The sequence below is a fragment of the Billgrantia antri genome (genome assembly GCF_017868935.1).
GTDB lineage: Bacteria > Pseudomonadota > Gammaproteobacteria > Pseudomonadales > Halomonadaceae > Halomonas > Halomonas antri.
The window spans coordinates 3,885,040-3,908,419 of the sequence record NZ_CP053383.1; the positions used below are offsets into that span (position 1 = coordinate 3,885,040).

24 protein-coding genes are annotated in these 23,380 nt (G+C 67.3%); 17 read left to right on the top strand and 7 right to left on the bottom strand.

What is annotated here, in order from left to right; genetic code table 11:
• Positions 1–76: 76 nt before the first annotated feature.
• The 8 genes from pilW to HNO53_RS18020 all read left to right on the top strand — a co-directional run bounded on the left by pilW (position 77) and on the right by HNO53_RS18020 (position 8,259).
• The gene (gene pilW, locus HNO53_RS17985) at positions 77–802 is read left to right on the top strand and encodes a type IV pilus biogenesis/stability protein PilW (RefSeq protein ID WP_209474010.1); all 726 of its coding nucleotides are present in this window, start codon (positions 77–79) and stop codon (positions 800–802) included.
• Between the two features lie 30 nt (positions 803–832).
• Complete coding sequence (locus tag HNO53_RS17990; RefSeq protein WP_209474011.1) at positions 833–1,810, top strand: RodZ domain-containing protein; 978 nt, start codon at positions 833–835, stop codon at positions 1,808–1,810.
• A gap of 5 nt (positions 1,811–1,815) precedes the next feature.
• The gene (gene ispG, locus HNO53_RS17995) at positions 1,816–2,931 is read left to right on the top strand and encodes a flavodoxin-dependent (E)-4-hydroxy-3-methylbut-2-enyl-diphosphate synthase (RefSeq protein WP_209474013.1); all 1,116 of its coding nucleotides are present in this window, start codon (positions 1,816–1,818) and stop codon (positions 2,929–2,931) included.
• A 28-nt stretch (positions 2,932–2,959) separates the two neighbouring features.
• Positions 2,960–4,267, top strand: a complete 1,308-nt coding sequence (hisS, locus tag HNO53_RS18000; RefSeq protein WP_275951351.1) for a histidine--tRNA ligase — start codon at positions 2,960–2,962, stop codon at positions 4,265–4,267.
• 35 nt (positions 4,268–4,302) lie between these two features.
• A complete protein-coding gene (locus HNO53_RS18005; RefSeq protein WP_209474015.1) occupies positions 4,303–4,947 on the top strand; it encodes a YfgM family protein in 645 nt (214 codons plus the stop codon).
• Entirely contained in the window at positions 4,944–6,110 is a 1,167-nt protein-coding gene (gene bamB / locus HNO53_RS18010; RefSeq protein WP_209474017.1) for an outer membrane protein assembly factor BamB, read from the top strand. Before HNO53_RS18005 ends, bamB begins: the two co-directional genes overlap by 4 nt.
• A complete protein-coding gene (der, locus tag HNO53_RS18015; protein ID WP_209474019.1) occupies positions 6,107–7,510 on the top strand; it encodes a ribosome biogenesis GTPase Der in 1,404 nt (467 codons plus the stop codon). The genes bamB and der overlap by 4 nt, the downstream gene beginning before the upstream one ends.
• 110 nt (positions 7,511–7,620) lie before the next feature.
• A complete protein-coding gene (locus HNO53_RS18020; RefSeq protein ID WP_242597467.1) occupies positions 7,621–8,259 on the top strand; it encodes a hypothetical protein in 639 nt (212 codons plus the stop codon).
• On the opposite strand, the gene HNO53_RS18025 is transcribed toward HNO53_RS18020, so the two are convergent.
• Positions 8,260–9,129: an ATP-binding protein gene (locus HNO53_RS18025; protein WP_209474021.1), complete on the bottom strand. Its 870-nt coding sequence runs from the start codon at positions 9,127–9,129 to the stop codon at positions 8,260–8,262.
• A gap of 120 nt (positions 9,130–9,249) precedes the next feature.
• Here HNO53_RS18025 and HNO53_RS18030 point away from each other — a divergent pair, with 120 nt between their 5' ends.
• Positions 9,250–10,050 (top strand): M48 family metallopeptidase, encoded by an 801-nt coding sequence (locus tag HNO53_RS18030; RefSeq protein WP_209474023.1) that lies wholly within the window; start codon positions 9,250–9,252, stop codon positions 10,048–10,050.
• Positions 10,051–10,217: 167 nt separating this feature from the next.
• Positions 10,218–10,478, top strand: a complete 261-nt coding sequence (locus tag HNO53_RS18035) for a hypothetical protein (RefSeq protein ID WP_209474025.1) — start codon at positions 10,218–10,220, stop codon at positions 10,476–10,478.
• Positions 10,479–10,481: 3 nt separating this feature from the next.
• On the opposite strand, the gene aroE is transcribed toward HNO53_RS18035, so the two are convergent.
• The 5 genes from aroE to HNO53_RS18060 all read right to left on the bottom strand — a co-directional run bounded on the left by aroE (position 10,482) and on the right by HNO53_RS18060 (position 15,138).
• Complete coding sequence (gene aroE, locus HNO53_RS18040) at positions 10,482–11,294, bottom strand: shikimate dehydrogenase (RefSeq protein ID WP_209474027.1); 813 nt, start codon at positions 11,292–11,294, stop codon at positions 10,482–10,484.
• Positions 11,291–12,220 carry an oxygen-dependent coproporphyrinogen oxidase gene (gene hemF / locus HNO53_RS18045; protein ID WP_209474029.1) on the bottom strand — a complete coding sequence of 310 codons (930 nt, stop codon included), beginning with the start codon at positions 12,218–12,220 and terminating at the stop codon, positions 11,291–11,293. Before hemF ends, aroE begins: the two co-directional genes overlap by 4 nt.
• Before the next feature lie 63 nt (positions 12,221–12,283).
• Positions 12,284–12,841 (bottom strand): L-threonylcarbamoyladenylate synthase type 1 TsaC, encoded by a 558-nt coding sequence (gene tsaC, locus HNO53_RS18050; RefSeq protein WP_209474031.1) that lies wholly within the window; start codon positions 12,839–12,841, stop codon positions 12,284–12,286.
• A gap of 78 nt (positions 12,842–12,919) precedes the next feature.
• Complete coding sequence (gene dprA / locus HNO53_RS18055; RefSeq protein WP_209478709.1) at positions 12,920–13,975, bottom strand: DNA-processing protein DprA; 1,056 nt, start codon at positions 13,973–13,975, stop codon at positions 12,920–12,922.
• Between the two features lie 59 nt (positions 13,976–14,034).
• Positions 14,035–15,138 (bottom strand): LysM peptidoglycan-binding domain-containing protein, encoded by a 1,104-nt coding sequence (locus HNO53_RS18060; RefSeq protein WP_209474033.1) that lies wholly within the window; start codon positions 15,136–15,138, stop codon positions 14,035–14,037.
• Positions 15,139–15,319: 181 nt separating this feature from the next.
• On the opposite strand from HNO53_RS18060, the gene def reads away from it, so the two are divergent.
• From def to HNO53_RS18095, 7 genes are all read left to right on the top strand, one after another.
• Positions 15,320–15,832 (top strand): peptide deformylase, encoded by a 513-nt coding sequence (gene def / locus HNO53_RS18065; RefSeq protein ID WP_209474035.1) that lies wholly within the window; start codon positions 15,320–15,322, stop codon positions 15,830–15,832.
• A gap of 101 nt (positions 15,833–15,933) precedes the next feature.
• Positions 15,934–16,920: a methionyl-tRNA formyltransferase gene (fmt, locus tag HNO53_RS18070; RefSeq protein WP_209474037.1), complete on the top strand. Its 987-nt coding sequence runs from the start codon at positions 15,934–15,936 to the stop codon at positions 16,918–16,920.
• Complete coding sequence (gene rsmB / locus HNO53_RS18075; RefSeq protein ID WP_209474039.1) at positions 16,920–18,269, top strand: 16S rRNA (cytosine(967)-C(5))-methyltransferase RsmB; 1,350 nt, start codon at positions 16,920–16,922, stop codon at positions 18,267–18,269. The genes fmt and rsmB overlap by 1 nt, the downstream gene beginning before the upstream one ends.
• 42 nt (positions 18,270–18,311) lie before the next feature.
• Positions 18,312–18,518 carry a dodecin gene (locus HNO53_RS18080; protein ID WP_149328065.1) on the top strand — a complete coding sequence of 69 codons (207 nt, stop codon included), beginning with the start codon at positions 18,312–18,314 and terminating at the stop codon, positions 18,516–18,518.
• A 113-nt stretch (positions 18,519–18,631) separates the two neighbouring features.
• On the top strand, positions 18,632–20,005 hold the full coding sequence (gene trkA / locus HNO53_RS18085; RefSeq protein ID WP_209474041.1) for a Trk system potassium transporter TrkA: 1,374 nt from the start codon (positions 18,632–18,634) through the stop codon (positions 20,003–20,005).
• A gap of 43 nt (positions 20,006–20,048) precedes the next feature.
• Complete coding sequence (locus HNO53_RS18090) at positions 20,049–21,497, top strand: TrkH family potassium uptake protein (protein ID WP_209474043.1); 1,449 nt, start codon at positions 20,049–20,051, stop codon at positions 21,495–21,497.
• Positions 21,498–21,592: 95 nt separating this feature from the next.
• The gene (locus tag HNO53_RS18095; protein WP_209474045.1) at positions 21,593–22,837 is read left to right on the top strand and encodes a TraB/GumN family protein; all 1,245 of its coding nucleotides are present in this window, start codon (positions 21,593–21,595) and stop codon (positions 22,835–22,837) included.
• A gap of 2 nt (positions 22,838–22,839) precedes the next feature.
• Here the strand turns inward: HNO53_RS18095 and HNO53_RS18100 are convergent, their stop codons facing one another.
• The gene (locus HNO53_RS18100) at positions 22,840–23,268 is read right to left on the bottom strand and encodes a transcriptional regulator (RefSeq protein ID WP_209474047.1); all 429 of its coding nucleotides are present in this window, start codon (positions 23,266–23,268) and stop codon (positions 22,840–22,842) included.
• Positions 23,269–23,380: the final 112 nt, after the last annotated feature.

Here is a 23,380-nt window from a genome sequence, read left to right on the forward strand (position 1 = left end):
GTCCCTGGCCCGCGCCACTCGGGCGCCAGGCACGCCAGACAACGACAGTACGACAAGGCCCGACCATGAGGATGTCATGACGCGCTCCCCCAATCTGCCAAGCCGACGCATGCCGCTGGTCGCGATGGCGGTCGTGGCGTTGTGGCTCTCCGGCTGCGCCAGCCAGTCCGGGCAGCAGGTCGACGCGGACCCGGCCGAGGCCTTCACAGAGCTGGGCATGGCCTACCTCGAGCGCGGCAATCTGCCACGCGCCATGACGGCACTCAACCGCGCCCTGGAACGCGACCCCGAGGATCCCGAGGCGCTACAGGCCATGGCCATCGTCTACCAGCGCCAGGGTGAACGGGAGCAGGCCGAGCGGATGTTTCAGCAGGCCATCGCGGCCGACCCGGATAACAGCCGGGCGCGCAACAACTATGCCGCCTTTCTCTACGAACAGGGCCAGGCACGTCGCGCCTGCGAACAGCTCGAGCTGGCCTCCCAGGATGTCCGCTACGCCAACCGCGCTCAGCTGTTCGCCAACCTGGGACAGTGCCGATGGGAACTCGGCGAGATCGAGCAGGCACGCCAGAGCCTGGCGCGGGCCCGCAGCCTCGACCCGCGCGACCCGAGAAGCTACTTCACCCTCGCTGCGCTGGAACTGGAGCAGGGCAACCCGGAGCGCGCCCAGCAGCAGCTGGAGATCTTCGTCGGGCTTGCCGGCATGACGCCCAACGCCCGGGCGTTGGCCCAGCAGATCGCCGCCAGCAGACTGGACACGACCGTCACCCCCGGCGCCGATACGCAACGTGACGCACCCTGATCAACGACTTTAGACGAAGGATGCTCAGCCATGAGCGACAATCAAGACATCGATGCCGTCGGCTTCACATCCTCGGCCTCTCCCGGGGAGCTGCTGCGCCGTGAGCGCGAAACGCAAGGGCTGAGCCGAGAGGAAGTCGCCACGGCATTGAACCTCCGCCCCGCCGTCGTCACCGGCATGGAGGAGGACAGCTACGAGCAGGTACCGGTGGCCACCTATCGCCGTGGCTACCTGCGCGCCTATGCCCGCCTGCTGGGCATGGACGACCGCCCCGTGCTGCAGGCCTACGCCGATCGCTTCGGCAGCCAGGAGAACGAGCAGCGGGTGACGCCGGTTCAGGTGACCAAGCCGCCGTCGCGCATCGGCGCCTGGCTGTTCAAGCTGGTCACACTGCTGGTCATCGCCGGCCTGATCGGCCTGACCCTGGTGTGGTGGCAGAGCCGCGATGGCAACGAGCCGCCCGCCGTCGACGCCAGCGGTCCGGTCTCGGTCGAAACGCTGGACGGCACCACCACCATCGAGGAAGAGCCGGCCCCCGAGGTAGAGGACGCCTTGCCGCCGCTTCCCGAGGAAGGCATCGATCCGCTCGATGGCGAGACCCCGGCACCGGCCAGCGAAGTCGACCCGACCGGCGCCGAGCTGATCGCAGGCATGGTCGAGGAAACACCGGTCACGCAGGGCGAGACCAGCGTCGAGGCGCCCGCGGAGCAGCCGAACACGGTCGAAGAGGAGCCGGAGGTCGCCGAGACAGCACCGCCCGCCGATCGCACCGTGCTGCAGTTGACCTTCAACGAGCAATCGTGGACCGAGATCTTCGACGCCAACAATCGGCGTGTTTTCGTCGGTCTCCAGGAACCTGGCACCACGGCAACCGTCGAAGGGGAGCCCCCGTTCCGCCTGACCATCGGCAATGCCACCGGCGTCGAGCTGAGTTGGGCCGGCGAACGCGTCGACCTCTCCGCTCGCGCCGGGGCCAACAACGTCGCCCGATTCACCTTGGGAGAGTGATACCTATGCATTCCCCGTCGCCCATCGTTCGTCGCAAGTCGCGTCAGATCCATGTCGGCAAGGTGCCGGTCGGGGGTGATGCCCCGATCTCGGTGCAGAGCATGACCAACACCGACACGCTGGACGTCGCCGCCACCGTGGCGCAGATCGAACGGCTGGAGGCCGCCGGTGCCGACATCGTGCGTGTCTCGGTGCCGACCATGGACGCCGCCGAGGCCTTCGGCCGCATCAAGCGTCAGGTCAACGTGCCGCTGGTGGCCGACATTCACTTCGACTACAAGATCGCCCTGCGCGTCGCCGAGCTCGGCGTCGACTGCCTGCGCATCAACCCCGGTAACATCGGCAAGGAGGAACGCGTACGCGCCGTGGTCGCCGCCGCTCGCGACAATGGCATCCCGATCCGCATCGGCGTCAACGCCGGCTCGCTGGAGAAGGAGCTGCAGCGCAAGTACGGCGAGCCAACGCCGGAAGCACTGGTGGAATCGGCGATGCGCCATATCGACCATCTCGACCGCCTCGACTTCCAGGAGTACAAGGTCAGCGTCAAGGCCAGCGACGTGTTCATGGCCGTGGCCGCCTACCGCCAGCTGGCTGGGCTGATCGAGCAACCCTTGCACCTCGGCATCACCGAGGCCGGCGGGCTGCGTTCGGGTACCGTCAAGTCCTCCATCGGCCTGGGCATGCTGCTGATGGACGGCATCGGCGACACGATACGCGTATCGCTCGCCGCCGACCCGGTGGAAGAGGTCAAGGTCGGCTACGACATGCTCAAGAGCCTGCGTCTGCGCAGCAAGGGCATCAATTTCATCGCCTGCCCCAGCTGCTCGCGCCAGAATTTCGACGTCATCGGTACCATGAACGCCCTCGAGGAGCGCCTCGAGGACATCATGACGCCTCTCGACGTCTCGGTGATCGGCTGCGTCGTCAACGGCCCCGGCGAGGCCAAGGAGAGCGACATCGGCCTCACTGGCGGCAGTCCCGCCAACCTCGTCTACATCGACGGCAAGCCGGCCTCCAAGCTGCGTAACGATCGCCTGGTCGACGATCTCGAGTCCCTGATCCGCGAGAAGGTACGCGAGAAGGAGCAGGCCGAAAAGAACGTGATCGCCCGCGAGGCCTGAGCGGCCGTCGACCATCAAGGAGCCCCCGTTGAGCAAGCCCGAAAGTCGCAAGAAGAAGATCCAGGCCATTCGTGGCATGAACGACCTGCTGCCGGGCCAGTCGGCCCGGTGGCAATATTTCGAAGGTACCGTCCAGGCGCTGATGAAGCGCTACGGCTACGCCGAGATCCGCACGCCCATCGTCGAGCAGACCGCCCTGTTCGCACGCTCCATCGGCGAGGTCACCGATATCGTCGAGAAGGAGATGTACACCTTCGACGATCGCAACGGCGACAGCCTCACTCTGCGCCCCGAGGGTACGGCGAGCTGCGTGCGCGCGGCCATGGAGCACGGCCTGCTGCACAACCAGACCCAGCGGTTGTGGTACCAGGGTCCGATGTTTCGTCACGAGCGCCCGCAGAAGGGCCGCTACCGGCAGTTCCATCAGGTCGGCCTGGAAACCTTCGGCCTGGAAGGGCCTGACATCGACGCCGAGGTGATCCTGCTCTCCGCCCGCCTGTGGCAAGAACTGGGGCTCATCGAACATGTCACCCTGGAGCTCAACTCGCTGGGCTCCAACGAGGCCCGCGCCGCCTACCGCGACAAGCTGGTAGCCTACTTCGAGCAGCATCGTGACCAGCTCGACGAGGACTCGCTGCGCCGCCTCACGAGCAATCCGCTGCGTATCCTCGACTCCAAGAACCCCGACATGGCGCCGATGCTGGCCGACGCGCCCCGGCTGATGGATCATCTCGACGACGCCTCGCGCGAGCACTTCGAGCAACTCACCGCCCTGCTCGAGGCCGCCGGCATCGACTATGTCATCAACCCACGCCTGGTACGCGGCCTCGACTACTACTGTCGCACCGTGTTCGAGTGGACCACCACCGCGCTGGGTAGCCAGGGCACCGTGTGTGCCGGCGGCCGCTACGACGGCCTGGTCGAGCAGCTCGGCGGCAAGCCGACCCCCGCGGTGGGCTTCGCCATGGGCATCGAGCGCCTGATTCTGCTGCTCGAGACCTTGGAGCTCGTGCCCGAAGCCGCGCTCGACGAACTGGACCTCTACGTGCTGCCCATGGATGATGGCGCCACCGCCCAGGCCATGCTGCTCGCCGAAAGAATCCGCAGCGAGTTACCCGACCTGCGCCTGCAGCTGCACTGTGGCGGCGGCAGCTTCAAGAGCCGCATCAAGAAGGCCGACCGCAGCGGCGCTCGGCTGGCGCTGCTGCTGGGCGAGGATGAACTGGCCCACGGCCGCGTGACGCTGAAATTCCTGCGCGAGGAGCGCGATCAGCTGAGCCTGGCCCAGGATGCCCTGGCCGAGGCGCTCACTTCGCTGGTGGACGAGTGCGCCTGAACGAACCGCATTTTGCTGTGTAAAGGAGACCGCCCGTGGCGGAGCTGAGAACCGAAGAAGAGCAGCTGGAAGCCATCAAGCGTTGGTGGAAGGAGAACGGCACGTCGCTGATCGCCGGAGTCGCCATCGCCATCGCCGGCGTGGTGGGCTGGAATGCCTGGCAGAGCTATCAGGACAACCAGGCGGAAGCGGCCTCGATGCGCTATCAGCAGCTGGTCAGCCTGGCCGACAGTGACAACGTCGATGAGGCCCGCGGCCTGATCAGCGAGATCACCGATCAACACGGCCGCACGCTCTACGCCGACCTGGCACGCCTGATCGACGCCAGCCTCGCCGTGGAAGAGGGCGACCTGGACGCGGCCCGTCAGGCGCTCGAGGGCGTGATCGAAGCCAGCGGCCGTCCCTACGTTCAGGGCTTGGCCCGTCTGCGCCTGGCCCGGCTGCAGGTGGCCGACGGCGAGGCCGAGGCCGCGCTCGATACCCTGGCGCGAGACGTACCCGCCTCCCTGACCGCCCAGCAGGCCGACGTGCGCGGCGATGCGCTGCGTGCCCTGGGCCGCGACGACGAAGCCCGCCAGGCTTGGCAAGAGGCTCTCGCGGTCGCCGAACAACGTAACCAGCCGATCTATGGCGTCCAGCTGAAGCTCGACGACCTGGGTGCCGAAGAGGCCATGCTATGAAGATGACACTCGCACGCAAGTTCAACCTCGCCCTGACGGCGACCCTGGCCCTTGGCCTGTTGGCCGGCTGTGCCAACAAGGCGGAGCCGCGCTACAGCCCCAAGGAGCTCAAGCGCTTCGACGCTCGCGTCGAGCTTGAAAGCGACTGGCGCCAACAGGTCGGCAAAGGGCTCGGACGGGCCACCTACCCCATCACGCCATCGCTGGATGGCGGCGTGATCTATGCCGCCGACGAGCGCGGCCGGGTCATGGCGGTGGAGGCTCAGAGCGGCGAGCGTCGCTGGCAGATCGACCTCGAGGTCGGCGTCTCCAGCGGCCTGACCGCCGTGGCCGGGCAGGTCTATCTCGGTACCCGCAACGGCGAGGTGCTGGCGCTGAGCCAGGCCGACGGCGACGTCAGCTGGCGCACCCGAGTCTCCAGCGAAGTGCTCGCTCCGCCGCAGCCCAACCAGCAACTGCTCATCGTGCAGAGCGTGGACGGCACCGTGACGGCGCTGGACCGGCTCAGCGGACGTGAGCGCTGGGTACATACCACCACCGAGCCCGCCCTCACCCTACGCGGCACCGGCACCCCCATGGTGATCGACCCGGTCACCTTCGCCGGCTTCGCCAACGGTCGCCTGGTCACGCTGGACAACCGCAACGGCCAGCCGCTATGGGAGCGACGCATCGCCGTGCCGCGCGGACGCAGCGAGATCGATCGCATGGTCGACCTGGGTGGACAGCCGGTGCTGACCCCCGACGGGCGGCTTTTCGTGACCAGCTACAACGGTCGCCTGGTGGCACTGGAAGCGCCCAGCGGCGAGGTCCTGTGGGAGCGCGAGCACTCCGGCTACCACACGCCGGTGCTGGTTGGCGACCGCCTCTTCGCGGTCAACGAAGCCAGCCACGTGATCGCCTTCGATGCGCGCAGCGGCGAAGAGCTGTGGCGCAACCGCGACCTCGAGGGCCGCTGGCTGACCGCCCCCGCCTTCGCCGATGGCAACCTGGTGCTGGGTGACTTCGAGGGCTACCTGCACCTGATCGACACCCAGGACGGCCGTTTCTCGGCACGGACGAAGATCGACGGCTCCGGCATCAGCCTGCGCCCGGTCACCGATTCCCGCCGCATCTACGTGCTGGCCAACGACGGTCGCCTCGAGGCCCTGGAAGTCAATCGATGACACCCGTGATTGCCCTGGTCGGCCGCCCCAACGTGGGCAAGTCGACCTTGTTCAACCGCCTGACTCGTAGCCGCGATGCCCTGGTGGCGGATTTCCCCGGCCTCACCCGCGACCGCAAGTACGGTAACGGCATGCTCGGCGACAAGGCCTATACGGTGATCGATACCGGCGGCATCAGCGGCGACGAGGAGGGTATCGATGCCGCCATGGCCGAGCAGTCGTTGGCGGCCATCGACGAAGCCGACATCGTGCTGTTCATGGTCGACGCCCGGGCCGGCCTGCAGGTAGCCGACGAGGCCATCGCCAACCACCTGCGGGTCAACCAGAAGAAGACCTGGCTCGTCGTCAACAAGACCGACGGCCTGGAAGAGCACTCGGCCATGGCCGACTTCTGGACCCTGGGCCTGGGCGACCCCCGTCCCATCGCCGCGGCCCACGGCCGCAACGTCACCAGCCTGATCGAGGAAGTGCTTGCCCCCTTCCCCGAGCGCGACCTGAGCATTCCGGCGGATACCGGCACCAAGGGCATCCGCATCGGCGTCATCGGCCGGCCCAACGTCGGCAAGTCGACCCTGGTCAACCGCCTGCTCGGCGAGGAGCGGGTGGTGGTCTTCGACGAAGCCGGCACCACCCGCGACGCCATCGAGATCCCCTTCGAGCGCCGCGGCAAGCCCTACGTGCTGATCGATACGGCCGGCGTGCGGCGACGCAAGAACGTCAGCGAGATCGCTGAAAAGTTCTCGATCATCAAGACGCTGGAGGCGATCAAGGAGTGCCACGTCGCGATCATGGTGCTCGATGCTCGCAGCGGCCTGGTGGAGCAGGACCTGCACCTGCTCGACTACGTGTTGACCACCGGTCGCGCGCTGGTGCTGGCGGTGAACAAGTGGGACGGCCTGGAACAGGAGGCCAAGGAGAAGATGCGCGCCGAGATCAAGCGCCGCCTGGGCTTCGCCGACTATGCCGAGCTGCACTTCATCTCGGCGCTGCACGGCACCGCTGTCGGCGACCTCTATCCCTCGATCGAGCGCGCCTTCGCCTCGGCCAACAGCCACTGGTCGACCAACCGGCTCACCACCCTGCTGCAGGATGCCGTCAGCCAGCACCCGCCGCCGTTGGTCCACGGCCGACGGATCAAGCTGCGCATGGCCCACCAGGGCGGCAGCAATCCGCCGATCATCGTCGTCCATGGCAACCAGACCGAGGCCCTGCCCGAGGCCTACAAGCGCTTCTTGACCAACACCTTCCGCAAGGTGCTCAAGGTCAAGGGCACGCCGATCCGCTTCGAGTTTCGCTCCGGCAGGAACCCGTTCGATCCATTGGCCGGTGCCAGCGACCGGGAGAAAGCCAAGCAGCGCGAACTGGGGCGCACCCGCGCCGCCCGCAACAAACGTCGTTGACCCCTTGTCCAACCCCGGTCGCCAAGGCCGGGCCGTCATTCCCACCGACAGGCCGTCCTGGCCAAGCCCGTACCCCGTTACCGAGCCGCTTCGTCCCACAGGAGGAGCCGATGTTCCTGAGTCGTTCGTTGTCCTTCGTCCTACCTCGCCGCCGCTGGCGCCTGCTTGCCCCGCTCAGCCTGGCCATGCTGCTCGGCGGCTGCCTGGCCCTGCCCCAGACCGGGCTGTTCGCCTTTCGCCTGGCCGTGACCTCGCTCGGCATCGAGGATGTCCGCATCGGCCCCTACTCGATCCAGGCCGGCCTCGACACCAGCGACATCGCCTCGCTGGTGGCTTCGTCCCTGGGCATGGGCAGCCTGCCGGTGCAGGCGACCGTGGCCATGGGCCTGTCACTGCCCGTCGGCATGCCGGCGGTGGAAATGTCGGGGTTTCGCTGGACCCTGGACGTTCCCGGCGCCGAGCCGGTCAGCGGCAACTACCAGCAGGACGTGACCCTGACCTCCCGCGACGACACCAAGCTGCGCCTGCCCGTGGCCTTCGACGTGCTGGCCACCGACAGCAGGCGCCTGGCCCCCATGGTGGAACTCGCCACCCAACTGGCCAGCCAGGGCGAGCTCCCCGCCGGCAGTGAGCTGGCCATCACTCCGGGCAGCCTGCGCGGCCTCGGCGTGACGCTGCCGGCCGGGCTGTGGACGCCGACCCTACGCTTCGCCGTGGGCCAGGATGGCGAGCTGACTCCGCAGCGTTGATCACGCCGACTCGTGCAGTCGTCGGCGACCGACCCACTGGCAGGCGAACTGCCAGGCGCCGCGGCCGCTACGGCCGCCGCGCAACGTGGCGTAGCGGATCGCCTCGGCGCGCGCCTCGGCATTCCAGTCCCGCTCGCCGCCCAGTTGCGTCACCCAGTGGCAGCAGGCTTCGAGATAGGTGTCCTGGTTGAAGGGGTAGAAGCCGAGCCATAGGCCGAAGCGGTCGGAGAGCGAGATCTTCTCCTCCACCGCATCGCCATGGTGAAGCTCTTCCCCGACCAGCTGCGTGTCGGCATTGTCGGCCAGCGACTCGGGTAGCAGGTGGCGGCGGTTCGAGGTGGCGTAGAGCAGCACGTTCGGCGGTGGCCCGGTGAGCGCCCCGTCGAGCACGCTCTTGAGCGCCTTGTAGGCGTCGTCATGACCCTCGAAGGAGAGGTCGTCGCAGTAGACCACGAAGCGATGCGGCTGCCGGCGCAGCTGCTCGACCAGCATGGGCAGGCCGGCCAGATCGTGACGATCGACCTGCACCAGGCGCAGCCCCTCCGGCGACAGGCTATTGAGCAGGGCTCGGATCAACGACGACTTGCCGCTGCCCCGCGAGCCCCACAGCAGGGCATGGTTGGCCGGCCACCCCTGCAGGAAGGCGCGGGTATTGTCGACCAGAGCCAGCTTCTGGCGCTCGATACCCAGCAGGTCGTCGAGCGACAGGGCATCGCGTGGCGGCACCGGCAGCAGGCGGCCGCCCAGTACGTGGCGCTGCCACAGCGCGGCCACGTCGCGCTCCCAGTCGACCTCCTGCGGCGCCGGGGGCAGCCAGTGCTCCACGTGATCCAGCAGGCGGCTAAGGCGGCGGCTCAGCTCGGCATCCATCGACATCTCCTTGGGACTTTCACGGTTCACGGTTGACCTTGTTACGCTTCAGGGTATCTTGTGGCGAACCGTCACCCCCGTCCAGGGTCTCAAGGGATCTGAACGAACGAGGTATCGAACATGCGCTGGATTCGCTGTGCTGCCGTGGCCACCCTGGCCCTGACTCTTACCGCCTGCACCACATCGCCGACCGGACGTCAGCAGCTCACGCTGATGTCGGATGAGCAGCTCAACCAGATGGGCCAGGAGGCCTTCGCCCAGTACCAGCAGGACCTGCCCCCGGCCGGTCAGGCCCAGCAGCGCTACGCCCAATGCGTGGCCGAAGCCATCGTCGCCGTGCTGCCGGAGCGCGAGCGCAATCAGGAGTGGCAGATCCGCGTGTTCCAAGCGGAACAGGCCAACGCCTTTGCCCTGCCCGGCGGCTACATGGGCGTCAACACCGGCCTGCTCGACATTGCCGACAATCAGGATCAGCTCGCCTCGGTGATCGGCCACGAGATCGGCCACGTACTGGCACGCCATGCCAACGAGCGTGTCTCGACCCAGACCTCGACCCAGCTCGCCCTGTCGGTGCTGTCCTCGGCGGCCGGTCTCGAGGGGCCGGGCGGCGAGCAGCTGATGGGGGCGCTGGGCCTCGGCGCTCAGTATGGCATTCTGCTGCCCTTCTCGCGCCGCCACGAGAGCGAGGCCGACGTGATCGGCCTGCGGCTGATGGCCGACGCCGGCTTCGACCCCCGGGCCAGCATCGCGCTGTGGGAAAACATGAGCGCCCAGGGCGGCGCCCGCCCGCCGGAGTGGATGTCCACTCACCCCAGCCACAGCGGGCGCATGCAGGGCCTGCAGGCCGAGATGGACAACGCCCTGGCCCGCTACGAGCAGGCACGGCAGGCAGGGCGGCAGCCAAATTGCCCGCGCCCCTAGGGGAACACTGATTTATTACTGCGCTCGATATTCTGCCCGCCGGCGGTGCTCGGAATCCTCATGTAGCAGGCTACACTCCGGTTCCTGCGCTCCGGCGGCGAACAGCCTCTCTTCGCTCGCGACATAAATCAGCCCTCCCCCTAGTTTTTTTAACTATAGGAAAATGAATGCTGAGACTTGGCCTGCTGCTGTTGATCCTGCCCATCTTCGTGCTGATGGGGGTCTACTTCTGGGAGCTCAACGACGTGCGTGAATGCGCGCTGATCCAGGGGGGGCATTGGGACTATCTGGCCGGCGTATGCCGCGAGTCGCCTCAGCCCTTCGTGCCCTGGGTGGAACGCCATCCGTGGCTGGTCAACGGCGGCATGCTGCTGTCGCTGGCCGGTGTGGTGATGTGCATGCTGGGGCTCTACGTCAAGCGCCGCTGACCCTCACAAGGACCGTCTCAGCATCTCGAGTACCGGGGCAGTATCGGGGCGCTTGCCACGCCACTGGAAGAACGACTCGGCGGCCTGCTCCACCAGCATGCCCAGGCCATCGACACCGCGAGCGCCGCGCTCCCCTGCCCACTGAAGGAAGACGGTGGGCTCGGCGCCGTACATCATGTCGTAGGCGGTGGCGCCGCCCACGAACAGGTCGTCGGGCAGCGGTGGCAGGTCGCCGGCGAGGCTGGCGCTGGTGCCATTGATCACCAGGTCGAAAGGTCCCGAGATGCTATCGAAGCCACCGCCGCTGATAGCGCCAAGGTCGCGGAAGTCGCTGGCCAGCGCCTCGGCCTTCTCGGCGGTACGATTGGCGACGAACAGGCTGGCCGGCTTGGCCGCGAGCAGCGGTTCGAGCACCCCGCGCACAGCCCCTCCGGCACCCAGCACCAGAAGGCGCGCCCCGGCGAGCGTGACAGCGTGACGCTCGAGGTCGCGCACCAGGCCGATGCCATCGGTGGTGTCGCCATAAGTCTGGCCATTCTTTCCCAACAGCAGGGTATTTACCGCTCCGGCCCGCTGGGCACGCCGGCTCAGGGTATCGCAGAGCCGGAACGCCTCCTCCTTGAACGGCACGGTGACGTTGGCGCCCCGTCCTCCCTCGGCCGTGAAGCGACGCCAAGCGCCGGCAAAGTCGTCGAGCGGCGCGGCGATGGCGGTGTAGTCGATGGTCTCACCGGTCTGCGCGGCGAAGGCGGCGTGGATCGTCGGCGACTTCGAGTGCGAAATCGGATTGCCGAAGACGCAATAGCGGTCGGTCATGCAGTGGGCTCCTCTTCCCCCAGCCAGTCGCGAGGGCGCAGGTAGTTCCGGTACAGGGTTTCCTCCGCGCTGCCCGGTTCGGGCTGCCAACCGTACTCCCAGCGGGCCAGTGGCGGCATCGACATCAGGATCGACTCGGTACGTCCGCCGCTCTGGAGTCCGAACAGGGTGCCGCGGTCCCATACCAGGTTGAATTCGACGTAGCGTCCGCGGCGGTAGAGCTGGAAATCGCGCTCGCGCTCGCCCCAGGGCGTGTCGCGACGCCGCCGTACGATGGGCAGGTAGGCGTCGAGAAAGGCATCGCCCACCGCACGCTGGAAAGCGAAGCTGGCATCGAAGTCCCACTCGTTGAAGTCGTCGAAGAACAGCCCACCCACGCCGCGCGTCTCGTCACGGTGCTTGAGATAGAAATAGCCGTCACACCATGCCTTGAAGCGCGGGTAGACGTCGGGGCCAAAAGGGGTGCAGGCATCGCGAGCCACGCGGTGCCAGTGCAGCACGTCCTCGTGCACCGGGTAGTAGGGCGTCAGGTCGAAGCCGCCGCCGAACCACCATACCGGTGCCTCGCCCGGCTTCTCGGCGATGAAGAAGCGCACGTTGCCGTGGCTGGTAGGCACGTGGGGGTTTTCCGGGTGCAGCACCCAGGAGACCCCCACGGCGTGGAAGCCGCGCCCGGCAAGCTGGGGCCGGGCCGCCGTGGCCGAGGGCGGCAGCTGGTCACCGTGGACGTGGGAAAAATTGACGCCGCCCTTCTCGAACACCCGGCCGTGCTCGATGACCCGCGAACGGCCTCCCCCTCCCGCTTCACGCTGCCAGCTCTCCTCGCGAAAGCCGGCGCTGCCATCCTCGGCGGCGAGTCCGTTACACAGCCGGTCCTGCAGGTCGAGCAGGTAGCTCTTTACCGTATCGAGATTGGCGTGCGCCATGCTGCTCCTCGCTGTCATTGCCCTTCGACGTTGCCTGCCCCGTCTGACCAGGACGTTTCGCGCTCAGGCGCGCAGCACCCGACCGCTGCGCAGGTCGCGAATGGTGCTGGGGCGGTCCAGCCCCCCCAGTTCACCTTCGACGATGGCATCGAGTTCGTCGCCGAAGATCGCGCGAACCTCGGCGGCGCTCATGGCCGAGGGCTCGCTGGCCCGGTTGGCCGAGGTCGAGACGAGCGGTCCGCCGAATGCCCGGCACAGCGCCGCGACTCCGGGGTGGGCGCTGACCCGCAGCGCCACGCAATCGTGGGCACCGCGCACCAGCGCGTGGCTGCGGCCATTGTGCGGCACCAGCCAGGTGTTGGGGCCCGGCCAGCTGGCGACCAGCGGAGCATGCAGCTCCGGCGCCAGGCCCTCGAGCCAGGGGCCGAACTGTTCGATGGAGGCTGCCACCAGGATCAATCCCTTGGCCGGGTCGCGTTGCTTGAGCCGCAGCAGGCGGGCCACGGCCTCGTCATTGTCCGGGTCGCAGCCCAGTCCCCACACGCCCTCGGTGGGGTAGGCAATCACGCCGCCGCCACGCAGCGCGGCAACGGCGGCATCGAGCGATTCGGCCACGATCATGGTCTCCTGCAGGTGATTCGGTACGCGACCGCCTGGGTGGCCAGGACGGTCGAGACAAGGGCCTCTATGCTAGCACGCCTAGGCGTTCTCAGGCAGGCGCACCCAACCCCCGGGGGCCTGGGCGGCACGCCCCTCGAGCTCGAGTTCCAGCAGCCGCCGCTGGCAATCGGGTACGGCCAGCCCGGTCAGGTTCACCAGCGCATCGAGCGGCGAGGGCGCGTCGCTGAGCCAGCGCAGCAGCGGATCGCCGCCACTGGCATCCGGCGTGCCAGCATCCGGCGGCTTGCGCGGGGAATGGCACGACGCGGCCCAGTGGGTCAGTTCCTCGAGCATGTCATCGGTATGGCGCACCAGTACGGCGCCTTCGCGAATCAGCTTCAAGCAGCCCCTGGCCTGGGGGTTGTGGATCGAGCCGGGCAGCGCGAAGACTTCGCGATTCTGCTCGATGGCGAGCCGGGCACTGACCAGCGAGCCACTTTTCTCGGCGGCCTCGACCACCAGCACCCCCAGCGAAATGCCGGTGACGATGCGGTTGCGGCGAGGAAAGAACCCCGCTCGCGCGGGCGTCCCGGGGGGATGCTCGGAGAGGATCAGCCCGCCCTGCTCAAGCAGTTGATGATAGAGCCTGGCATGACGCGGCGGATAGATCACGTCAGCGCCACAGCCGAGCACCGCCACGCTGCGACCGCCGGCCTCCAGCGCCGCCTGCTGGGCTGCCCCGTCGATGCCAAGTGCCAAGCCGCTGACGACGCACCAGTCGCGGCTGGCCAGCTCGCGGCCGAAGGCGGCGGCATTGGTCAAGCCTTCGCGGGTGGGGCGTCGCGAGCCGACGATGGCCAACTTGGGCGGCTGCAGCGCCGCCAGGTCACCCAGCGCCCAGAGTACCGGCGGCGGGTCGCCGATCTGCTCGAGCAAGGCCGGCCAGGCGGGATGCCCCGGGTGCAGCAGCTCGCGTTCGGGCGCGGCGTCCAGCCAGGCCAGGGCTGCCTCTACCCCCGGTGCCAGTGGGCTGCGGCCCGGATGGTCGAGCCACAGCCGCAGCGACAAGGACGCCTGACGCGGCAGGCGTGCCAGCCACCCTTCAGGCCAGTCGGGCGCGGCCGCCACCATCTCGGCCAGCCTCGCCGTCCCCATGCCCGGCAACCGAATCAGTGCCAGCCAGTCGCGCTGGCTCGGCCTGGAGCGCGCCTCACTCACCGCTGCGCCACCCCCACCCCACGCCGGGGATTGTAGAGACGATCGCCGACTTCCAGCGTCCGGGTTGCCTGCATCACCAGGCCATAGCTCATCTTCTCGTAGGGCCGGAATACCATGACCAGCCCGGCGTCCGTCCCGGGCAGGCGCAGCGACTCGCCGGTGCGCGGGTCGACGACTCGCTCGCCCTGTTGCTCAACCTGCAGCACATGCCCCGTTTCAAGCCCGTCACGACGCCCCCGGTCCAGCGCCACCACCTGCAACCTGCCGATGAAACGCACCCCGCCCGGCACGGCAAGGATAGTGCCCTCGATATCTCGATCCGGCGCGCGGGGCACGAATTCGCTGACCAGCTCGCGCTCCTCCAGCGGCAGCACGATATCCTCGTTGCGCACCTCCTGGCTGGCGGAGAGGACTTGCATGAGCGCGATATCATCCTCGCTGCGCTCGGCCTGGGCACGTCCGATGCTGATCAACTCAAGGCCCAAGGCCTCGCCGCTGGCCGCATCGTGATAGCGCTCACCGACACGGTAGATGCCGTAGCGCTGTCCGCGCTGCAACTCGCCGCGGGCATAGATGCGGTCGCCGGCGCCGCTGATGATGCGCCGGTCGTTGCCGGCCACCACGTAGGCCAACTCATCGAGCGTATCAGGATCGTCGACGACCCGGTGGTCACGCAGGAAGTGGCGTACGGTATCCAGCGGAATCGGTTCGATCGCTTCACGCACGGGGACACGGCGCACCTCGGGCGAGAGCCGCACCACGTTCTGGCCACGCTCGAGCCCGAGGCACGGCCGGCCATTGCAGTCCTGCAGGGTGATCACGTCACCGGGGTAGATCAAATGCGGGTTGCGAATCTGCGGGTTGACCTGCCATACCTCCGGCCATTGCCAGGGGTGGCGCAGAAAGCGCCCCGAGATGTCCCACAGGGTATCGCCGCGCACCACCGTGTAACGCTCCGGCGCGTCACTACGCAGCCCATGCTCCCAGCTCAACCCCTGGGCCTGGGCCAGCGTCGCCGCCAGCCATAGCGCCAGGCCGCCCGCCCACGTTCGCCGCCACTTCGGCGGGCCGTCCTGCCGACGCTTCGCCTGTTCGTCCATCCCGTCCCCCTGCCTCGCCGCTACCGGCCCTCTGCGCGCCCACCCACGTCGGGAACCGGAGCACAGTGCGATAGTCCAATGCTATTGGAATGATAATGCATGCCAGCGGTTTCCCCCTGGCCTGCCGCCGCCTAGAATAGGGGCAATTCCCGAATGACAGCATAACGGTGATTCCAACGCCATGGCCAAATTGACGATCCTCGAATTTCCCGACGAGCGGCTGCGCACCAAGGCAGCGCCGATCGAAGCGGTTGACGACGAGGTGCGCCGACTGGTCGACGACATGCTCGAGACCATGTACGACGCTTCCGGCATCGGCCTTGCCGCCACCCAGGTGGATGTGCACCGTCGCGTGATCGTGATGGACGTCAGCGACGACCGAGCCAACCCGCTGGTGCTGGTCAACCCCGAGTACGTTCCCATCGGCGAAGAGCGTGAACTGATGTCCGAGGGCTGCCTGTCGATTCCCGAGTACTATGCCGAAGTGCCGCGGGCGCTCAAGGTTCACCTCAAGGCGCAGGACCGCGACGGCAAGCCCTACGAGCTCGAAGCCGACGGTCTGCTGGCGCACTGTATTCAGCATGAGTGCGATCACCTCGAGGGCGTGCTGTTCGTCGACTACCTCTCGCCGCTCAAGCGCGATCGCGTGCTGAAGAAGATGCAAAAGCGCCACAAGCAGATGCAGACAGCCTGACCCCCGACTTACCCAAGGCCGACGTTTCGATGTCGGCCTTCGTCGTTTGGGCCTGCCTCCGTTAAGATGAGGGGCAACCGTTCACAGGCAAGGCTCGATCCATGTCCCGTTCCCTGCGCGTCATCTTCGCCGGCACCCCCGATTTCGCCGCCGCCAGCCTCGCTGCCCTGCTGCACAGCCGGCACTCGGTAGTGGCCGTCTACACTCAGCCCGACCGCCCGGCTGGCAGGGGCCGCAAACTGACCGCCAGCCCGGTCAAGTCGCTGGCTCTCGCGCATGAGCTGCCGGTCCGCCAGCCCGAGACGCTCAAGCGCGACGATATCCAGGCCGAACTGGCCGACTTCGAGGCGGACGTCATGGTGGTGGTGGCCTACGGCCTGATCCTTCCCCAGGCCGTACTCGACATTCCCCGACTCGGATGCCTCAACGTCCATGCCTCGTTGCTGCCGCGCTGGCGCGGTGCCGCCCCGATCCAACGCGCCATCGAGGCGGGCGACAGCGAGAGCGGCGTCACCATCATGCAGATGGACGCCGGGCTCGATACCGGCGACATGCTGATGGTGAGGCGCACGCCCATCACCCCGACCACCACCGGTGGCACGCTGCACGACACCCTGGCCACGCTCGGTGGCGAGGCGATGGTCGAGGTACTCGATGCCCTGGCCGTTGATGGGCTGACCGCCACACCCCAGCCCGAAGCAGGCGCCACCTACGCCGCCAAGCTCTCCAAGGCCGAGGCCGAACTCGACTTCACTCGCCCCGCCAGCGAACTCGCCGCCAGGGTGCGCGCCTTCAACCCCTGGCCGGTGGCCTGGTGCGCCTGCGGTGATGAGCGGCTGCGCCTGCTGATGGCCGAGGCGGACCGCCTCCACGAGGGCGAACGGGCCGTCATGCCAGGCACCCTGCTCAGCCCAGACGCCGACGCCCTGCGCATCGCCTGCGGCCCCCGCGGCGACGTCGTATTGCGGGTCACCCGCGCCCAGTTACCGGGGGGCAAGCCGCTGGCGGCACGTGACCTGCTCAATGCGCGTGATGCGCGCCTGCAGGCCGGGCGCCACTTGGGTCGTGCGAATGAGGAGAGCCTCTGATGCATCGCTCCACTCCCTCCACCCGCGCCGGCAAGAGCGTCCAGGACGGCGGCCAGGCGGTACGCGCCAGCGCCGCCCGCGCCTTGGTTCCCGTCATCACCGGCAAGGGCTCGCTGAACGAGCTGGACGATCACCAAGTGGTAATACGCGATCGGGCCCTGTTCAGAGCGATGTGCTACGGCGTGTGCCGCACGCTGCCGCGTCTCGAGGCGCTGGCCGAGCAACTGCTGAAAGCCCCTTTCAAGGCGCGCGATGCCGACATCCAGGCGCTGCTGCTGCTGGGTATCTTTCAATTGCTCTACCTGCGCATTCCGGCACATGCCGCAGTGGGCGAAACCGCCGGTGCCGCGCGCCAGCTGGGCAAGGAGTGGGCAACCCGGGTGCTCAACGGCTGCCTGCGCCGGCTGACCCGGGAATCCGCGGCGCTGCAAGCCGAGGTCGACAAGGATCCCGCAGTGGCTCTGCTGCACCCGCGCTGGCTGCTCAAGGCGCTGCGCCAGGCCTGGCCCGACGACTGGCGCGCCGTTGCCGAGGCCAACAATCAGCCCGGTCCCATGACGCTGCGTATCAATCGTCGTCACGGCGATCGCGAGGCCTACCTGGCGAAGCTGCTCGAGAGCGGCATCGAGGCCCGGCTGTGCACGCACTCGCCCGACGGCCTGACGCTGGACAAGCCCTGCGACGTGCAGGCGCTGCCCGGCTTTGCCGAGGGCGACGTCAGCGTGCAGGACGAGGCCGCCCAGCTCGCCGCTGAGCTGCTTGGACCGGCACTGGCGCCGCGCCCCGGCGGTCGCGTGCTGGACGCCTGCTGTGCACCCGGCGGCAAGACCGCCCACCTGCTCGAGCTGTTCGATATCGAACTGCTGGCGCTCGACAGCGATGCCGTGCGCCTGGCCCGGGTCGAGGAGACGCTCGAGCGCCTTGGCCTGTCGGCCACGCTGGTGCATGCCGACGCCACGCAGCGCGACTGGTGGGACGGCACGCTGTTCGACGCCATCCTCCTCGACGCGCCCTGCTCGGGCACCGGCGTCATTCGTCGCCATCCTGACATCAAGCGTTTGCGGCGTCCCGCCGACATCCCCAGGCTGGCCGAACTGCAGGCGCGCCTGCTCGACAACCTTTGGCCGCTGCTGCGCCCGGGCGGGGCGCTGCTCTACGCCACCTGCTCCGTGCTGCGCGAGGAAAACGATCTGCAGGTACGCGCCTTCCTCGAGCGCACCCCCGATGCCGAAGCCACTACCCCCGGGGAAGTCAGCTGGGGCCAGGTGGCCGGCGCCGGGCGCCAGCTCCTGCCGCAGCCCGACAGCCATGACGGATTCTTTTATGCCAGACTGAGAAAGCGGGGTTGAACCGGCCCCACCATCGTTCGTTCACTTGAGCAAGGAGCCCCTATGAGCGATCACGTCTACAAGCACATCGAACTGACCGGCTCTTCGGAGAAGAGCATCGAGGACGCTATCCAGCGTGCGCTCGACAAGGCCTCGCAATCCCTCCACGGCATGCGCTGGTTCGAGGTCGTGGACACCCGCGGCCACATCGAGAACGGTCGCGTCGGCCATTGGCAGGTCACGCTCAAGGTGGGCTTCACCCTGGATTGACGACGCCCGTTACCACACGAACCTGTTACATCACCTGCGGCTGGTTTATGCTAGCCACGAATGCTGCGACGCCATAACGGCGTCGCAGAGTCGTTTGACGGGCCTGATTGCATATGAAGATCATCATTCTGGGCGCCGGCCAGGTCGGCGGCACGCTGGCCGAACACCTGGCCCGCGAGGAGAATGACATCACGGTGGTGGATACCGACGGCGAGCGGCTGCGAGAGCTGCATACCCGACTCGACATACGCACCGTGGTCGGTCCCGGCTCCTACCCGGTGGTACTGCGCCAGGCTGGCTGCGAAGACGCCGACATGCTGATCGCGGTGACCAGTCAGGACGAAGTCAACATGATTGCCTGCCAGGTCGCCCATACGCTGTTCCGCACTCCGACCAAGATCGCCCGGGTCCGCGCCACCGCCTACCTCACTCGCAAGGGGCTGTTCGCCCACGAAGCGGTGCCCATCGACGTACTGATCAGCCCCGAGCAGGTGGTCACCGATCATATCCGCCGCCTGATCGAGCATCCCGGCGCTCTGCAGGTGCTCGAGTTCGCCGGCGGTCTGGTACAGCTGGTGGCAGTCAAGGCTTACTACGGCGGGCCGCTGGTGGGCCAGGACCTCGGTTTTTTGCGCCGCCACATGCCCAGCGTCGACACCCGCGTAGCGGCCATATACCGGCGCAACCGGCCGATCATTCCCCGGGGCGACACCGTGATCGAGGCCGACGACGAGGTGTTCTTCATTGCCGCCCGGCGCGACATCCGCGCGGTGATGAGCGAATTGCGCCGTGTCGATCGCGACTTCCGCCGGGTGATGATCGCCGGCGGCGGCAACATCGGCGAGCGGCTCGCCGAGCACCTCGAGCACAGCCATCAGGTCAAGATCATCGAGCACGGCCTGGAGCGCTGCACCACCCTCTCGGAGCGGCTCAATCGCACCGTGGTTCTGCACGGCAGTGCCACCAACAAGCGCCTGCTGGAAGAAGAGAACATCGAAGACTGCGACATCTTCTGCGCCCTGACCAACGACGATGAGGTCAACATCATGTCGTCGATGCTGGCCAAGCGCATGGGGGCCAAGAAGGTGTTGACCCTGATCAACAATGCCGCCTATGTCGACCTGGTCCAGGGCGGCGAGATCGACATCGCCATCTCGCCGCAGCAGGCCACCATCGGCAGCCTGCTGACCCACGTGCGCCGTGGCGACATCGTCAACGTACACTCGCTGCGCCGAGGTGCGGCGGAAGCGATCGAGGCCATCGCCCACGGCGATAACCAGTCCTCCAAGGTGGTGGGCCGTGCCATTGGCGAGATCGACCTGCCCCGCGGCACCACCATCGGCGCCATAGTCCGCGGCAAGGAGGTGCTCATCGCCCACGACGACGTGGTGGTGGAGTCCGGCGACCACCTGATCCTGTTCGTGATCGACAAGCGCCGCATCCGCGACGTCGAGCGTTTGTTCCAGGTCGGGCTGACGTTCTTCTGATGGCCGCCATGACGACACTCCGCGACGCCGGGAGCGCCGCCCGATGAGCCTACGAGTCATTCTGCGTATCCTCGGCCTGCTGCTGATGATGTTCAGCCTGACCATGCTGCCGCCGATTCTGGTCTCGCTGCTGTTCGGCGACGGCCAGTGGGATGCCTACACCATCGCCATCCTGATCACCGTGATGACCGGCCTGGTGATCTACCTGCCCAACCGCAACGCCCACAAGGAGCTACGCATCCGCGACGGCTTCTTGATTGCTGCCCTGTTCTGGAGCGTACTCGGGCTGTTCGGTTCGCTGCCGCTGATGCTAACCGGCGACGCCGCCCTGGCCCCCACCGATGCGGTGTTCGAATCATTCTCGGGGCTGACCACCACCGGCGCCACCGTGATCACCGGCATCGAGTTCCTACCCGAGTCGGTGCTCTACTACCGCCAGCAGCTGCAGTGGCTCGGCGGCATGGGGATCGTGGTGCTGGCGGTGGCAATCCTGCCGACACTGGGCGTCGGCGGCATGGCTCTCTACCGTACCGAGATTCCTGGGCCGTTGAAGGACTCCAAGCTGACCCCGCGCATCACCGAAACGGCCAAGGCACTGTGGTACATCTATGCCGCGCTGACGCTGACCTGCTTCCTGGCCTACCTGGCCGCCGGCATGTCCTGGTTCGACGCCCTGGGCCATAGCTTCTCCACCGTGGCCATCGGCGGCTTCTCCACCTACGACGCCAGCATCGGGCACTTCGACAGTGCCCTGATCGAGCTGATCTGCATGTTCTTCCTAGTTATCTCGGCGATGAGCTTCAGCCTGCACTTCCTGGCCTGGCGCGGTCGCCAGCTGCGGCACTACCTGCAAGACCCCGAGGCCCGGTTCCTGCTGATTTTCCTCTCCATCCTTGCCGTCATCGTCGTCGTCTCGCTATGGCTGACCGGAACCCATGACACCGAACGCGGGCTGCGGCACGGGCTGTTCGAAGCGATTTCCATCGCCACCACTGCCGGTTTCGGCGTGGATGACTTCTCGGCCTGGCCGGGGGCGCTGCCCTTCCTGCTGTTCATGGCGGCCTTCGTCGGCGGCTGTTCCGGCTCCACCGGGGGCGGCATGAAAGTGATCCGCATCATCCTGATTCTCAAGCAGGGCATGCGCGAGGTGATGCGCCTGATCCACCCCAGCGCGGTAATCGCGGTGAAGGTGGGCAAGGTGAGCGTGCCCGACGGCATCGCCCAGGCGGTATGGGGCTTCTTTTCGGTCTACCTGATGCTGTTCTTCCTGATGCTGGTGGGCGTCATGGCCACCGGGGTCGATCAGGTCACCGCCTGGTCGACGGTGGCTTCATCGCTCAACAACCTGGGACCCGCCCTCGGCGAGGCTTCCGAGAACTATGGCGAGCTCCCCCAGCTCGCCAAGTGGATCCTGGTGGTGGCGATGCTGCTTGGTCGTCTCGAGATCTTCACCGTGCTGGTACTGTTTACGCCCGCCTTCTGGCGCAAGTAGAGCAAGCTGCGGTAGAGCATCGAGAGACGCGGTTTGGCCCCGCCAGCTGGCTTAGTGGATAATCGGACCTTCACTCCTTGCGAACCCGAGGGTTCATGACCGACTCCCAGGAATCCGTGACCGACCCGCGCCAGGAAGGTGCCTTCAGCGGCCCCCATCGCATCGTCGAAGTGGGCGGCACCCGCTATACACTGCTGGGTACCGCGCATGTCTCCGCCGAGAGCGCCGAGGACGTGCGACGGCTGATCCGTTCCGGCGACTTCGACGCCGTGGCCATCGAGCTGTGCGATGCGCGCCACCACAACCTCAGCAATCCGGACGCCCTCGCCCAGCAGGATCTGTTCGAGATCTTCCGCCGCGGCAAGGCCGGCATGGTGGCGGCCAACCTGGCGCTGGGCGCCTTCCAGCAGCGGGTCGCCGAGCAGTCCGGCATCGAGCCGGGGGCCGAGATGCGTGCCGCCCTGGAGGAAGCACGAGACCACGAGCTGCCGTTGCTGCTGATCGATCGCGACGTGGGCATCACGCTCAAGCGCATCTATGCCAACGTGCCGTGGTGGCAGCGCATGTCGCTGTTCACCGGCCTGCTCGGCAGCGTGATGTCGCGCCAGGAGATCAAACCCGAGGAGATCGAGCGATTGAAGGAGGGCGACGTGCTGGAGTCGACCTTCAGCGAGTTCGCCGCCGAATCGGAGACGCTGTATACCCCGCTGATTGCCGAGCGCGACCGCTACATGGTGCTGCGCCTGGCGGAACAGGCGCCACCCGGCCGCTACCGCAACGTGCTGGTCGTCATCGGCGCCGGCCACATGAAGGGCATGGTCGAGCACTTCGACGCCCCGCTTCCCGCCGAGCCGGAAATAGAACGGCAAACGCTGGAGGCCACCCCGCCGCCGTCGAAGCTCTGGCGCGCCCTGCCCTGGCTGGTCACGGCACTGGTGCTGACCGGCTTCATCATCGGTTTCTCGCGCAATACCGATCTCGGCTGGCAGCTGGTCGTCGAGTGGTTCCTGATCAACGGCGTGCTCTCGGGAGTCGCCACGCTGGCGGCCCTGGCCCACCCCGTGACGGTGCTGGCAACCATGGTGGCGGCACCGCTGACCTCGCTCAATCCTACCATCGGCGCCGGCTTTGTCGCCGCCGGGGTCGAACTGTGGCTGCGCAAACCCAAGGTGCGTGACTTTTCACTGCTGCGCCATGACGTCACCGAGCTCAAGGGCTGGTGGCGCAACCGGGTCTCACGCACGCTGCTGGTATTCCTGTTCGCCACCCTGGGCTCAGCCGCCGGAACCTGGATCGCCGGCTTCCGTATCGCCGGGGCACTGCTCGGCACCGCCGCCTAGCGCTACGCACCTTCTCCATCCGACCGGCCCTCTCCCGGCCCGTTTCGTTCGGCCCGGGAGAAGGCCTCGATGACCTGGGCCACCACCTTGCGCTGTGCCACCGGCAGGGCCAGGTAGCGCTGCAGCACAAGGCGCTCTTCGGCGCTGACCGAGGCATCCCAGGCACCACGCGGCTCGCTGATCCGATAGCCGCCGCCCTCACCGAAGCGCAGCACTTGGGGCTCGATCCCGAGCCACTCGGCCAATACCTGCAGTTTCTCCTGCTGCGGCAGGGTCTCCCCACACAGCCAGCGCCGTACGCCCTGCAGCGTGACGGGTTTACCCCAATAACGCAGGTTGAATTCCCGCTCCAGTATGGCAGGGCGCGGTTCGTAGCCGGCAGTGCGCATGGCGGCGGCCAGCCGCTCGGCGAAGGCAATTTTCTCGTTCATCGTGGGAATGTGCCGCGCACACCGGACTAGCGGTTAAACCGCGGTTGATCTAATGTGACAACCAATGGTTTACTCCCGTCATGACATGATCCGCGTGTGCCGTGCCAGCCTT

Excerpts from the sequence above, each read along its gene's own strand:
- pilW (WP_209474010.1), top strand. The coding sequence starts at position 77 with ATGACGCGCTCCCCCAATCTGCCAAGCCGACGCATGCCGCTGGTCGCG.
- HNO53_RS17990 (WP_209474011.1), top strand. The coding sequence starts at position 833 with ATGAGCGACAATCAAGACATCGATGCCGTCGGCTTCACATCCTCGGCC.
- ispG (WP_209474013.1), top strand. The coding sequence starts at position 1,816 with ATGCATTCCCCGTCGCCCATCGTTCGTCGCAAGTCGCGTCAGATCCAT.
- bamB (WP_209474017.1), top strand. The coding sequence starts at position 4,944 with ATGAAGATGACACTCGCACGCAAGTTCAACCTCGCCCTGACGGCGACC.
- der (WP_209474019.1), top strand. The coding sequence starts at position 6,107 with ATGACACCCGTGATTGCCCTGGTCGGCCGCCCCAACGTGGGCAAGTCG.
- HNO53_RS18020 (WP_242597467.1), top strand. The coding sequence starts at position 7,621 with ATGTTCCTGAGTCGTTCGTTGTCCTTCGTCCTACCTCGCCGCCGCTGG.
- HNO53_RS18025 (WP_209474021.1), bottom strand. The coding sequence starts at position 9,129 with ATGGATGCCGAGCTGAGCCGCCGCCTTAGCCGCCTGCTGGATCACGTG.
- HNO53_RS18030 (WP_209474023.1), top strand. The coding sequence starts at position 9,250 with ATGCGCTGGATTCGCTGTGCTGCCGTGGCCACCCTGGCCCTGACTCTT.
- HNO53_RS18035 (WP_209474025.1), top strand. The coding sequence starts at position 10,218 with ATGCTGAGACTTGGCCTGCTGCTGTTGATCCTGCCCATCTTCGTGCTG.
- aroE (WP_209474027.1), bottom strand. The coding sequence starts at position 11,294 with ATGACCGACCGCTATTGCGTCTTCGGCAATCCGATTTCGCACTCGAAG.
- hemF (WP_209474029.1), bottom strand. The coding sequence starts at position 12,220 with ATGGCGCACGCCAATCTCGATACGGTAAAGAGCTACCTGCTCGACCTG.
- tsaC (WP_209474031.1), bottom strand. The coding sequence starts at position 12,841 with ATGATCGTGGCCGAATCGCTCGATGCCGCCGTTGCCGCGCTGCGTGGC.
- dprA (WP_209478709.1), bottom strand. The coding sequence starts at position 13,975 with ATGGGGACGGCGAGGCTGGCCGAGATGGTGGCGGCCGCGCCCGACTGG.
- HNO53_RS18060 (WP_209474033.1), bottom strand. The coding sequence starts at position 15,138 with ATGGACGAACAGGCGAAGCGTCGGCAGGACGGCCCGCCGAAGTGGCGG.
- def (WP_209474035.1), top strand. The coding sequence starts at position 15,320 with ATGGCCAAATTGACGATCCTCGAATTTCCCGACGAGCGGCTGCGCACC.
- fmt (WP_209474037.1), top strand. The coding sequence starts at position 15,934 with ATGTCCCGTTCCCTGCGCGTCATCTTCGCCGGCACCCCCGATTTCGCC.
- rsmB (WP_209474039.1), top strand. The coding sequence starts at position 16,920 with ATGCATCGCTCCACTCCCTCCACCCGCGCCGGCAAGAGCGTCCAGGAC.
- HNO53_RS18080 (WP_149328065.1), top strand. The coding sequence starts at position 18,312 with ATGAGCGATCACGTCTACAAGCACATCGAACTGACCGGCTCTTCGGAG.
- trkA (WP_209474041.1), top strand. The coding sequence starts at position 18,632 with ATGAAGATCATCATTCTGGGCGCCGGCCAGGTCGGCGGCACGCTGGCC.
- HNO53_RS18090 (WP_209474043.1), top strand. The coding sequence starts at position 20,049 with ATGAGCCTACGAGTCATTCTGCGTATCCTCGGCCTGCTGCTGATGATG.
- HNO53_RS18095 (WP_209474045.1), top strand. The coding sequence starts at position 21,593 with ATGACCGACTCCCAGGAATCCGTGACCGACCCGCGCCAGGAAGGTGCC.
- HNO53_RS18100 (WP_209474047.1), bottom strand. The coding sequence starts at position 23,268 with ATGAACGAGAAAATTGCCTTCGCCGAGCGGCTGGCCGCCGCCATGCGC.